The sequence below is a fragment of the Stenotrophomonas sp. LARHCG68 genome (genome assembly GCF_052871705.1).
Genome location: NZ_JBIXJV010000002.1, coordinates 520,140 through 532,236, shown reverse-complemented (window position 1 = coordinate 532,236; position 12,097 = coordinate 520,140). Strand labels below are relative to the sequence as shown.

Genomic DNA, 12,097 nt, shown 5'->3' with positions numbered 1-12,097 from the left:
TGCGGCCCGGCCCGTCGACTGGACGCCATGCAGTTCGTGATTGCCCCCGACCATCCCTGCCTGCCCGGCCATTTCCCGGGCCGGCCGCTGGTGCCGGGCGTGGTGGTGCTGGAACAGGTGCTGCAGGCCATCGCGCGCGACAGCGGGCGGGCACCGGCGGCGCTGCGGCTGCCGCAGGTCAAGTTCATGGCGCCGCTGTTGCCGGGCGAGTGTGCGCGGGTGGAACTGGACGGGCAGGCCCCGCGCTGGAAGTTCCGCGTGCTGCGCGAGGACACCGTGCTGGTGCGTGGCGAGCTGGTGCTGGTTGACGAGGCCGTTGCATGAGTGACGCCGACTGGAAGCAGCGCCCGGAAGGCGGTGGGCGCCGTGCCATCCGCCTGATCGGGCTGATCGCCCGGCGCGGCGGGCGTGGCATCGCCCGCGCCTGCCTGTACCCGATCACCGCCTACTTCTTCTGCGTGCGCGGCAGCGAACGGCGCGCCTCGCGCGACTACCTGCAGCGGGCGCTGGGCCGGCCCGCGCACCGTTGGGACGTGGCCCGCCACATCCACACCTTCGCCGCGACCATCCTGGACCGGGTGTTCCTGCTGGCCGGGCGCACGCGGCTGTTCGACATCCGTACCGAAGGCACCGCGCAGCTGCTGGAGCAGATCGACCAGGGTCGCGGGGTACTGCTGTTCGGCTCGCACCTGGGCAGCTTCGACGCGTTGCGTGCGCTGTCGCGGCAGCGCCCGGACCTGAAGCTGCGGGTGCTGCTGGACATCTCGCACAACGCGGCCATCAGCGAGCTGCTGGCCGAGCTGGACCCGGCGCTGGCCGCCGGCATCATCGATGCCGGGCAGGACGGGCCGAGCATCGCGCTGGCTATCCAGCAGGCGCTGCAGGAAGGGGCGATGGTGTCGCTGCTGGTGGACCGCGCGCGTCCGGGCGAGGCCGTGGTCAAGGTGCCGCTGCTGGGAAGCCCGGCGCCATTCCCGGCCGCACCGTGGTTGCTGGCCAGCGTGCTGAAGGCGCCGGTGATGCTCGCCTTCGGCCTGTACCGCGGCGGCAATCGCTACGATCTGTGCTTCGAGCCGTTCGATGCGCGCGTGGACATCCCGCGCGCGCAGCGCGCAGACGTCCTCACCGCGCTTATCCAGCGTTACGTCGACAGGCTGGAGCATCACCTGCACGGTGCTCCCTACAACTGGTTCAACTTCTATGATTTCTGGCAAACCGAAACTTCGTCCCCGCCTGCTCGGCCTGCTGCTGGCGAGCCTGGCGACACCGGCGCTGGCCAGCGGGGTTGATGCCGGCTGGATCCTGCGCCAGCTCGCGCAGCCGGCGCCGAGCCAGACCGGCTTCGTCGAGCTGCGGGGTTCGGCCCTGCTGAAGGAGCCGCTGCGCGTGGAAGGCCAGTACCGTCGCCCGGATGCGGCCACGCTGGTCCGCCAGGTGCGCGCGCCCTATGCCGAGACCACCACGATCGCCAATGGCCAGGTCAGCATCGACCGCAGCGGCAAGCCGCCGCGCGTGTTCTCGCTGCAGCGGGTGCCCGAGCTGGCAGACCTGCAGGCCAGTTTCGGCGCGCTGTTGTCCGGCGACCTGGCGAGGCTGGAGCAGGCCTACCGGCTGCAGGCCTCCGGCAGCGTGCAGCAGTGGCAGCTGGTGCTGACGCCGCGCGCCGAGGCGCTGGCACGGCGTGTGCGCGCGGTGACGCTGCATGGCCAGGGCAAGGAGCTGCGCTGCATCGAGACCCAGCCGGCACGCGGTGACCTGCAGCGCACGTTGCTGGGCAGTGCCGCCGCGGCGGCGGCCAACCTGCGCCAGGCCGACGCATTGGCCGCGCTGTGCCAGGCCGGTGGTGCGCGTTGAAGCTGACCGCGCCGCAACGCATCGGGCTGGCGATTGGCTGGCTGCTGTTGCTGGGCCTGCTGACGGCCTGGATCAGTTCGCGCATGCAGGTCAGCGGCGACCTGCGCAAGTTCATGCCCGATGCGCGCACCCCCGCGCAGAAGCTGCTGCTCGATGAACTGGGCGAAGGCCCGGGCGCGCGGTTGCTGCTGGTGGCGTTGTCCGGGGCCAGCCCGGCACAGCTGGCCGCGCAGTCGCGCGAACTGCGCGCCACGCTGGCCGCCGACACGCAGTTCGAGCTGGTCGCCAATGGCGAGCAGGCCGGGCTGGAGGCCTTCCCCGAACACCTGTTGCCGTATCGCTACCTGATCCACGCGCTGCCGGCCGATGCGTTCTCCCGTGCCACGCTGGGCGATGAGCTGCAGGCGCGGTTGCAGGACCTGGGCTCGCCGGCCGGCGGCCTGATCGAACCGTTGCTGCCCTCCGACCCCACCCTGCAGCTCCTGCGCGTGGCCGAAGCGCTGCAACCGGCCACCGCGCCGCAACGCATCGACGAGGTCTGGTTCGACCACACCGGCACCCAGGCACTGCTGCTGGTGCAGACCCGCGCCGCCGGCTTCGACCCGGGCGCGCAACAGGCGGCGGTGGACGCGATCCAGGCGGCGTTCACGCACGCGGCCGGGAATAGCGGCAGCCGCATCGAGCTCAGCGGGCCGGGCGCGTTCTCGGTGAAGATCGGCAACCGCACCGCCAGGGAAGCCAGCACCATCGGCACGCTCGACACGATCGGCATGGTCCTGCTGCTGTGGCTGGCCTACCGCAGCTGGAAGATGCCGATCCTGGGCTTCCTGCCGTTGGCCAGCGCCGGCCTGGCCGGCCTGGCCGCGGTGGCACTGGGCTTTGAGGGCGTGCATGGCATCACCATCGCCTTCGGCTTCACCCTGATCGGCGTGGTGCAGGACTACCCCATCCATTTCTTCAGCCACGAACGGCCGGGGCGCTCGTCCTGGGACAACGTGCGCGCGCTGTGGCCAACCCTGGGCACCGGCGTGATCGCCACCTGCATCGCCTACCTGACCTTCCTGTTCTCCGGGGTGGAAGGGCTCAAGCAGTTGTCGGTGTTCACCATCACCGCCCTGGCCACCGCGGCGCTGGCCACCCGGTTCGTGCTGCCGGCGCTGGTCGACCCGGCCACGCGCGACTTCGCCGATTCCAGACCGCTGGCGCGGGTGTGGGCCTACACCCGGCACCTGCCACAGCCGCGCTGGTCGCTGCTGGCGCTGGCGCTGCTGGCCGGCGCGGTGGTGTCGTGGGCGCCGGGCCCGTTCTGGCAGAACGACCTGGGCCGGCTGACCCCGGTCGACCCGCAGGACCTGCAGCGTGACGCCCAGTTGCGCAGCGAGCTGGGCGCGCCGGACGTGCGCTACATGATCGCCCTGCGCGGCAATGACGTGCAGGCCGCGCTGGAGGCCAGCGAGCGCCTGCGCCCGGCACTGGATGCACTGGTCGGCAGGGGTGCGCTGGAGCGCTACGACATGGCCGCGCGTTACCTGCCCAGCGCCGCCACCCAGCAGCAGCGGCAACGGCAGCTGCCGGACGCGGCCACGCTGCGCACCGCGCTGGCCGAAGCGGTCGCCGATACGCCGTTCCGCAGCGATGCGTTCGCGCCGTTCCTCGCCGATGTCGCACGTGCACGCGCCGCGCCGGCGCTGCAGCCGAAGGACCTGAAGGACACGCCGCTGGCCACCGCCGTCGGCGGCCTGCTGGTGCAGGGGCAACAGCACAGCACCGCGCTGGTCTCGCTCAGTGGCCTGCACGATATCGCCGCGCTGGCCGCCGCCGCGCGCACGCAGGGCGGTGAGCTGCTGGACCTGAAGAACGCCTCCGAATCGCTGGTGGCCGATTACCGCGGGCGCGTGCTCGCCGCACTGGCCGTGGCGGTACTGCTGCTGTCGGCCACGGTGTGGGCGGCACTGCGCACGCCGCGCCGGGTGGTGCGGGTACTGCTGCCGATGGCGCTGAGCACGCTGCTGGTGCTGGCGGTGCTGCGTGGCCTGGGCGTAGAGCTGAACCTGTTCCACCTGATCGGGTTGATCCTGGCCGCCGGGCTGGGCCTGGATTACGGGCTGTTCTTCGAGCATGCCGGCGACAGCCACGCCGACCAGCTGCGTACGCTGCACGGCCTGCTGGTGTGCAGCGTGATGACGCTGCTGGTGTTCAGCCTGCTGGGCCTGTCCTCGATCCCGGTGCTGCGCGCGATCGGCAGCACGGTGGCGCTGGGCGTGGTGTGCAATTTCGTGCTGGCGCTGCTGGTGTCGCGCCATCCACTGCAGGAGCAGGCCGATGATCGGGCGTGAGCAGATCCTGCAACTGGTGCCGCACCAGGGCCGGATGTGCCTGTGGGATGAGGTGCTGGATTGGTCTTCGCAGCAGATCAGGCTGCGTGCGTTCAACCACCGCGATCCCGCCCACCCGCTGCGCAACGGCGGGCAGCTGGGGGCGATCCACCTGTGCGAGTACGGTGCGCAGGCAATGGCCGTGCACGGTGGCCTGCGTGCACAGGCGCGTGGCGGTGCGGTGACCGCCGGCGTGCTGGTGGCACTGCGTGACGTGCAGCTGCACGTGGCCCGCATCGATGACCTGGATGGCCCGTTGCTGGCCCACGCGCAGGTGCTGGTCGAGGCCGATGGCAGCCAGCAGTACGCCTTCACCGTGCACCATGGCGAGCGGCTGCTGGCCGAAGGCCGTGCGGCGGTGATGCTGCGGTTGCCGTGATTCCCTTCTTACCTTTCTGCAGGAACCCTTACCCATGACCCAACGACGTGCTCTGGTAACCGGCGGCAGCGGTGACATCGGTGGCGCGATCTGCCGCCGGCTCGCCACCGACGGCGTGCATGTCATCGTCCATGCCAACGCCAACCTGGCGCGCGCGCAGGCGGTGGTGGAGCAGATCCACGCCGATGGCGGCAGCGCGCAGGCAGTGGCCTTCGACGTGGTCGATGGCCAGGCGGTGGCGGCGGCGCTGGAGGCCCTGCTGGCCGATGGGCCGATCCAGATCGTGGTCAACAACGCCGGCATCCATGACGATGCGCCGATGGCCGGCATGGACGCGCAACGCTGGAAGCGGGTGGTCGACGTCAGCCTGCACGGCTTCTTCCACGTCACCCAACCGTTGCTGCTGCCGATGGCACGCACGCGTTGGGGCCGCATCGTCAGCGTGTCCTCGGTGGCGGCGGTGCTGGGCAACCGCGGCCAGAGCAATTACGCCGCGGCCAAGGCCGGCCTGCATGGCGCGACCCGTTCGCTGGCACGCGAGATGGCCAGCCGCGGCATCAGCGCCAACGTGGTCGCCCCGGGCGTGATCGAAGGCGAGATGGCTGCCGAGGCGTTCCCGCCGGAGATGATCAAGCAGGCGGTGCCGGCCGCGCGTGCCGGCAAGCCGGAGGAAGTGGCCGCGCTGGTGGCGTTCCTGTGCAGCGATGCGGCCGGCTACATCAACGGCCAGGTGATCGGCATCAACGGCGGCATGGGCTGAGGCCCGGCGGCTCAGGCGCGGCTGTCGGCGTCGTCGATCAGCGGCGGGTTGGCGCGGATGGTGCGGTACACGCGCCAGACGTGGCCATGGCGCAGCGCGAACAGCACGATGTGGCGGGTGATGCGGTACAGGTCCTGCAGCGGCCGGAAGTGGCTGGGGCGGAACTGTTCGTCGCTGCCGGCGCAGCGGTAACGCGAGTCGATGGGCACCGACACGCAGCGTGTGCCCAGTTGCCGCGCGGCGGAAATCAGCAGTTGCGCCTCGAACACGAAGCCCTCGGCGGGGATGTCGCGCAGCGCGATCACCTCGGCCGGATAGAAGCGTTGCCCGCTCTGGCTGTCGACCACCTGGTAATGGGTGCCCCAGGCGATGCCCCAGTCGCCGAAGGCGTTGGCCAGGCGCCGGTACAGCGGTTGCGCGGCGCGCTTGCGCAGGCGTGCGCCGATGATGATGCAGCCGGGATGGCGGTTGGCGCAGGCCAGCAGGCGGGGCAGGTCGGTGGCGGCATGCTGGCCGTCGCCGTCCATGGTCAGCACGCCACGCAGGCCGCGCCGGGTGGCTTCCAGGAACCCGGTGCGCAGCGCGTCGCCCTTGCCACGACGCTGGCGGTGGCGCAGCACGATGACCGGCAGGTCGGCGATGCGCTGGGTGGTGTCATCGTCCGAGCCGTCGTCCACCACGATCACATGCGGGAACAGCGCCAGCGCGCCCTGCACGACCTCGCGGATGCGCAACGCCTCGTTGAGCGCCGGGATCAGTACCGCGACATCGTTCGGGGACAGCGGCATGGGGTCATTCATGGCCCAGGCGGATCCTCAGCTGTTGCTGCCGACCGGCCGGCAGCAGGACCTGTTCGCTTTCCATCGCCAGGGCTTCCAGCAGCGGCAGCATCGGCTGCATGGCATTGCCGTGCAGCAGCGCGGTGAGCGGACCGGGCGCGGCGTCGGCGTCGGCGACGGGGGCGTCGGCGTAGGTGTCCAGGTGGACGGTGAGCGAGGGCAGGCCGGCGCAGGGAACCCGCGAGAGCACCAGCGCCGCGCCGAGCAGTCCTTCGCTGGGCGCCGGTTCGGCCAGCGGGCCGCTGGCGCTGCCGTCATAGGCCACCAGCAGCACCGCCTCCTCGCCGGCATGCAGCTGCACCAGCGCTTCCAGCAGGCCCTGGGCAAAGCTGTACGGCCCGGCGGTGATCGCGGTGGCCGGGACATGCGCGCCGGCGCCGATGGTCCAGTAGCCGGCCGCGGCGTTGTGCACCGAGTTGTGGAAGCGGGTGGGCGAGATCGCGCGCGGGTCGTCGGCCAGCGTGGCGCACATGTAGTCGGTGATCGACAGCTCGCCGTGGGTGGAGGTGAACACCGAGGACAGCGTATCCGGCGCGCGGTCGGCGGCCTGGCAGGCGGCCAGCGCCGCCTCCAGCGCCACCACCACGGTGCCCGGCGCGCGCCGGCGCTCGTTGGCGGCCAGCAGCTGCGGGGCCGGCCGTGCCGGCGGGGCGTCCGGGCGCTGCCCGGTGCGGACCCAGGCGCAGGCGCTGTCCCAGTCGGGCAGGCCGCTGCCCCAGAACCCGATGCCTTCCACGGTTGCCTGCAGCGCCTGCATCAGTGCGCCCTGCCGAAGACCAGCGAGCAGTTGTTGCCGCCGAAGCCGAAGGAATTGTTCATTGCGTAGTGGATGTCGGCCTGTGCATTGTCGAAACGGATCTGCGGGCCGCAGGCCGGGTCGGGGATCTCGCTGTTGAGCGTGCCGGGCAGCAGGCCGTGCTCCAGCGCCAGCAGCGCGAACACCGATTCGACGATGCCGGCCGCGCCCAGGGTGTGCCCGGTCCAGCCCTTGGTCGAGCTGGCGTGCAGGCTGTCCGGGAACAGCGCGGCCACCGCGGCGGCCTCCACGCTGTCGTTGGCCGGGGTCGAGGTGCCATGCAGGTTGAGGTAGCCGACCGCGGCCGGTTCGATGCCGGCGCGCTGCAGCGCGGCCTGCATCGCCAGGCGTGCGCCCAGCCCCTGCGGATGCGGCGCGGACATGTGGTGCGCATCGCTGGATTCGCCGTAGCCGCGCAGCTGCAGGCCGGTGCCCGGGCCGGCCTCGGCCCCGGCCCGTTCCAGCACGGCGAAGCCGCCGGCCTCGCCCAGCGACAGCCCGACCCGGCGCGCATCGAATGGTTGGCACGGCGTCGGCGCGACCAGCTGCAGGGCGTTGAAGCCGAACAGCACGCTGCCGCACAGGGTGTCCACGCCACCGACCAGGGCGGCGTCGGCCAGCCCGGCATCGATCAGGCGCGCGGCCTGGGCAAACACCTTGGCGCTGGACGAACAGGCCGTGGCCACGGTGACGCAGGGGCCCTGCAGGCCGGTGGCGGTCTGCACGAAGTCACCCAGCGAGTGCGGGGTGTGGATGCGCCGGCGGTAGCGCAGGTCCTCGGGGAAACGGGGCGTGCCGTCGGCATCGTCGACCAGCCGCGCATAGGCGTCCTCGGTGGCCCCGATGCTGGCGGTGGAGGTACCCATCACCACCGCCACGCGCCCGGCACCGTGGCGCCCGACGACCTGCGCGACGGCGTCCAGCAGGCCGTCCTGCTGCAGCGCCAGCCAGGCCAGCGCGTTGTTGCGGCAGTCCAGCTCGGCCAGGTGGGCGGGCAGGGCGACGGCCTCCACGCCCTCGACGCGGCCGATCCAGCAGTCCAGCGGCGCGTTGCCGAAGTCGTTGCGGCGCAGCCCGCTGCGGCGTTCACGCAGCCCCTCGCGTTGTGCATCCCGGCCCGCGCCCAGCGCGGTGGTGGCGGAGTAGGCCAGGATGTCCAGGGCAGCGATGGGCGGGGTGGCAGCGATAGGCACGCGGGCTTCCAGGGGATCAACGGGGCGCGAGTATATAGACGCCCGCCCGGATACGAGCTGACGACGGCGGCCGGGAACGGTGCCGACCTGCACGTCGTTTTGATGAAAATGAATGCAATGGTTGCGCTAAATGCCCGACGTTTCAGGGATTACGCCTTTCAACAGCGCCCTATTTCCGACACAATCATCAGCTTCCCATGCAGGGCCAAGCCCGCTGGCATGCAAGCCTACGTCTATAAAAGCCAACGCAAGCAGGACACCTACGTCTACCTGGCCAAGCGTGATGATTTCGATGCGATCCCGGCCTCGCTGGGCGCAACGCTGGCCCCGTACACCTTCGTGCTCGAGGTTGCCCTGACTCCCGAACGTCGCCTGGCCCAGGTCGATGCCGCGCTGGTGCGCGCCAACCTGGCCGAGCGTGGTTTCCACCTGCAGCTCCCGCCGCAACCGCTGGCACCGGTGAAGATCGCCCGCATCGACGGCCGCGATGACTGAAACCCTGCGTACCCGTGCGGTCGCGATCGCCCTGGCGATCGGTGTGGTGCTGACCCTGCTCACCGGCTTCGGTGGCGTGGCCGCGGCACTGTGCGGCGTGCTGGCACAGCCGGCCTACGCGCTGGCGGTGTCCTGGTGGCGGCGCAGCCGCACCGTGGCACCGTCGCTGGCCCTGTTCAAGCGTGAACTGCCCGGCCTGCTCGGCCTGTGGGCCGGTGGCGCGGCGATGGTCGCGGTGCTGGTGTCCTGGCCGCTGGCGGCGCTGCATGACAGCGGCAGCCTGGCCGCGGTGCTGGCGCTGAGCGTGGCGGTCAGCGTGGCGGTGCTGGCGCTGTGGCGCACCTGGCCGTTGTGGCACGCGATGGAGCGCGAGGACAGCTCGCTGCGCACGCAGTGGAACGCCCTGGCCGGGCGCGGCCTGGATTCCTGGCAGGGGCTGGGCGCGGCGGCGATCCTGGTGGCGCTGTGCGCGGCGATCGTCGCACCGGCCTGGCCGGGCCTGCTGCCGACCTCCCTGCGTTGGCCGCTGGCCATCGCCAGCGCGGTGCTGGCACCGCTGCTGCACCACCTGCTGCAGGCCATGCAGGTCGCATCGCCGGCCGCCGTGGCCGAGGCACGGGTGGAACGGCGCACCGACGTCGAGCTGTTCGCCGAGGCCGCCGCCACGCCGGCACCGCTGGAACCGATCGCGCAGGACGAGCTGGTCCCGCAGTTGTTCGATGCCTCCCGTGGCGGCCGCGTCGACCGCGCGCTGCAGCTGCTGGATGCCGGTGCCGACCCGCACGCCGAGCCGCCGGCCGAGTCGCGCGACCAGCGCAGCCTGGTGGTGCTGGCCGCGGTACTGCCGGACCTGCGCCTGCTGCGTGCGCTGATCAGCCGCGGCGTCGGCGTCAACCAGAGCCATCGCGGCATGACCCCGTTGCTGGCGGCGACCCGCGACAGCTGGCACGGCCGTCCCGAGGCAGTGATGACGCTGTTGGCCAACGGCGCCGACCCGCGCGCCACCGATGCCGAGGGCAACACCCCGCTGCACCATGCCGCGCGCAGCTCGGACCCGGGCGTGGCCGCGCTGCTGCGCGATGCCGCTGCCGAGATCGACGCGCTGAACAACGATGGCCACAGCCCGCTGGCGGTGGCCTGCCAGTCCGGCAACTGGCGCCTGGCCAAGTTCCTGCTGGAGCGCGGTGCCAAGGTCGAGCCGGTCGATGGCGTGCCGGTGCTGGTCGCCGCCGCGGCCACCGATGACGACGACCCGGCCGGCGTACAGCTGCTGCTCAAGCACAAGGCGCGGCTGGACGCGCGCGACCGCCAGCGCCGCAGTGCGCTGCACGAGTCGGCGCTGGCCGGCCATGTCGATATCGTCGAAACCCTGCTCAACGCCGGCGCCAACGTCGAGCCGCGTGATGCCAACGGCCGCACGCCCTGGCTGGACGCGGCCTCGCAGGGCCATGCCGGGGTGCTGGAACGCCTGCTCGCCCACCAGCCCGACGTCAATGCGGTCGATGGCGACGGCAGCAACGCGGTGCTGTTGGCCTGCCGCGCCGAACACGTGTCCGCGGCGCTGGTCCGGCGCCTGCTGGACCTGGGCATTGCCGCCGGCGTGGCCGGCAATGATGGACGCCGTGCCATCGACCACGCCGCCGCCGCCGGCCGCTGGAGCATCGTCTCGCTGCTGGACCCCGGCTACCCGTTGCCGGCCGCGGTCAGCGATGCCGCCGCCTCCGGCGACGCCAGCCAGGGCGAGGTGTCGCCGGTGCTCAACGACCGCGCGCCGTTGGCGCTGCTGCGCGAGGCGCTGGTGTTCGGCAACGTCGACGGCATGGCGCCGCTGGCCAAGCTGTGTTCGGCCGACGAACTGGGCGGCCTGCTGCATGACCCGGAGCTGGTGCTGCAACCGCGCGTGGTGGATTGGCTGCTGGGTGCCGGTGCGCGCCCGGACGTGCTCGACGCCTGCGGCGACACGCCGATGTTCGCGTTGCTTTCGCGCGGCGTGGACGCGGTGCCGACCCTGCAGGTGCTGCTCAGGCACGGGGTCTCGCCGGCCGGTCGCGGTGGCCTGACCCGCCTGCTCGCGGCCTGCGTGCAGCATGACCACGCCTCGCGTGGCACCGAACAATTCGCCGTGGAACTGCTGGAGCGCGGTGCCGACCCGTTCGGCGCGTCGCCGGCCGGTGACCCGGCGCTGTCCCTGGCCGTGCGCCTGGGCTGGCTGAAGCTGCAGCTGTGGCTGCTGGCCAACGGCGTGGACCGCGAAGCCCGTGACAGCCACGGCATGACCGCCCTGCACCTGGCCACCGCGCTGGCCCGCGAGGCCTCGCTGAAGCAGCTGCTGCTGCAGGGTGCCTCGCCGGATGCACGTGCCGCCGATGGCCAGACCCCGCTGGGCGTGGCGCTGTCCAGCGGCCGCCGTGACCTGGCCGACTGGCTGGACTGGCGCGGCTGGGCCTTGCCGCTGCGCGCGCTGCGCGAGGGCGACGTGCCGGCCGCGGCGATGGCCGGCGATGCCGATGCCGTGCGCCGCCTGATCAGCCTGGGGTTCGCGGTCGACGCCGTCGATGCGCAGGGCTGCACCGGTCTGCTGCGTGCGGCCGGCGGTGGCCACGCGGCGGTGGTCGACCTGCTGCTGGCACGCGGGGCCGACCCGCAGCATGCCGCGGCCAGTGGTGCGACGCCGCTGTCGGCGGCGGTGAGCATGCGCCAGACCGCCATCGTCACCGCGCTGCTGGCGGCCGGTGCCAAGCTGGAACATCGCCTGCCCGGTGGCGTGACGGTGCTGATGCTGGCCGCCGCGCTGGGCCTGCCGGACATCGTCGCGCGGCTGCTGACCGCCGGTGCCGACGTGCATGCCGGCGACGACCAGCAGTTGGCGCCGCTGCACTGCGCGGCGCTGTATGGCTTCACCTCGCGCGACCGCACCCGCCTGCTGGCCCTGCTGGACACGCTGCTGCTGGCCGGCGCCGAGCCGGACCAGGCCTCGGCTGGCACGGTCACGCCGCTGCTGCTGCTGTTGGGTGCGCGCGCCGAACCGGGTACTGCCTGCGACGAGCACGTGGTGCTGGCCGCGGTCGAGCGCCTGCTCGACGAGGACGTGGCGCTGGACGTGCGCGACCCGCGCGGCTTCGGCCCGCTGCACCTGGCCGCGCTGCATGGCCTGCCCCTGCTGGTGCAGCGCCTGCTGCGTGCCGGCGCGGATCCGGACATGCGCGATGCGATCAACCGCAGCCCGCGCGACATCGCGATCATGCGCGGTTTCGTCGACGTGGCCGGCGAGTTCGAGCCGGCGGTGCCGGGTGTCTCGTCGATGGCGCGGTTCCTGCGCGATCGCGGCTGAGGCGCGTGGTGTCCTGCAACGAAAAGCCCGGCGTGATGCCGGGCTTTTTGTTTGCGCGGTGAAGAGCGGACCTCT

Annotated in this window: 11 protein-coding genes; 8 read left to right on the top strand and 3 right to left on the bottom strand. The window is 72.1% G+C overall.

What is annotated here, in order from left to right:
* The first annotated feature begins 27 nt into the window (after positions 1–27).
* From ACIPR8_RS09920 to fabG, 6 genes are read left to right on the top strand one after another with little or no spacing between them, the layout of a single operon-like run.
* Positions 28–324 carry a beta-hydroxyacyl-ACP dehydratase gene (locus ACIPR8_RS09920; RefSeq protein ID WP_192287075.1) on the top strand — a complete coding sequence of 99 codons (297 nt, stop codon included), beginning with the start codon at positions 28–30 and terminating at the stop codon, positions 322–324.
* Complete coding sequence (locus ACIPR8_RS09915; RefSeq protein WP_446540910.1) at positions 321–1,289, top strand: LpxL/LpxP family acyltransferase; 969 nt, start codon at positions 321–323, stop codon at positions 1,287–1,289. Before ACIPR8_RS09920 ends, ACIPR8_RS09915 begins: the two co-directional genes overlap by 4 nt.
* On the top strand, positions 1,201–1,854 hold the full coding sequence (locus ACIPR8_RS09910) for a LolA-related protein (RefSeq protein ID WP_446540909.1): 654 nt from the start codon (positions 1,201–1,203) through the stop codon (positions 1,852–1,854). Before ACIPR8_RS09915 ends, ACIPR8_RS09910 begins: the two co-directional genes overlap by 89 nt.
* On the top strand, positions 1,830–4,190 hold the full coding sequence (locus tag ACIPR8_RS09905) for an MMPL family transporter (RefSeq protein WP_446540908.1): 2,361 nt from the start codon (positions 1,830–1,832) through the stop codon (positions 4,188–4,190). The genes ACIPR8_RS09910 and ACIPR8_RS09905 overlap by 25 nt, the downstream gene beginning before the upstream one ends.
* Positions 4,177–4,608, top strand: coding sequence for a phosphotransferase (locus ACIPR8_RS09900; RefSeq protein WP_446540907.1), 432 nt, complete (start codon positions 4,177–4,179; stop codon positions 4,606–4,608). Before ACIPR8_RS09905 ends, ACIPR8_RS09900 begins: the two co-directional genes overlap by 14 nt.
* Before the next feature lie 34 nt (positions 4,609–4,642).
* On the top strand, positions 4,643–5,368 hold the full coding sequence (gene fabG / locus ACIPR8_RS09895) for a 3-oxoacyl-ACP reductase FabG (RefSeq protein ID WP_446540906.1): 726 nt from the start codon (positions 4,643–4,645) through the stop codon (positions 5,366–5,368).
* 11 nt (positions 5,369–5,379) lie between these two features.
* Here fabG and ACIPR8_RS09890 read toward each other — a convergent pair whose 3' ends face one another.
* The 3 genes from ACIPR8_RS09890 to ACIPR8_RS09880 are packed head-to-tail and all read right to left on the bottom strand — an operon-like array spanning position 5,380 to position 8,172.
* Positions 5,380–6,156 (bottom strand): glycosyltransferase family 2 protein, encoded by a 777-nt coding sequence (locus ACIPR8_RS09890; protein ID WP_446540905.1) that lies wholly within the window; start codon positions 6,154–6,156, stop codon positions 5,380–5,382.
* 4 nt (positions 6,157–6,160) lie between these two features.
* Entirely contained in the window at positions 6,161–6,964 is an 804-nt protein-coding gene (locus ACIPR8_RS09885) for a beta-ketoacyl synthase chain length factor (RefSeq protein ID WP_446540904.1), read from the bottom strand.
* The gene (locus tag ACIPR8_RS09880; RefSeq protein ID WP_446541059.1) at positions 6,964–8,172 is read right to left on the bottom strand and encodes a beta-ketoacyl-[acyl-carrier-protein] synthase family protein; all 1,209 of its coding nucleotides are present in this window, start codon (positions 8,170–8,172) and stop codon (positions 6,964–6,966) included. The genes ACIPR8_RS09885 and ACIPR8_RS09880 overlap by 1 nt, the downstream gene beginning before the upstream one ends.
* 243 nt (positions 8,173–8,415) lie before the next feature.
* Here ACIPR8_RS09880 and ACIPR8_RS09875 point away from each other — a divergent pair, with 243 nt between their 5' ends.
* Both ACIPR8_RS09875 and ACIPR8_RS09870 read left to right on the top strand, forming a co-directional pair.
* Positions 8,416–8,691 carry a YcgL domain-containing protein gene (locus tag ACIPR8_RS09875; protein WP_132863820.1) on the top strand — a complete coding sequence of 92 codons (276 nt, stop codon included), beginning with the start codon at positions 8,416–8,418 and terminating at the stop codon, positions 8,689–8,691.
* Positions 8,684–12,022 carry an ankyrin repeat domain-containing protein gene (locus ACIPR8_RS09870; RefSeq protein ID WP_446540903.1) on the top strand — a complete coding sequence of 1,113 codons (3,339 nt, stop codon included), beginning with the start codon at positions 8,684–8,686 and terminating at the stop codon, positions 12,020–12,022. Before ACIPR8_RS09875 ends, ACIPR8_RS09870 begins: the two co-directional genes overlap by 8 nt.
* The last annotated feature ends 75 nt before the right edge of the window (positions 12,023–12,097 follow it).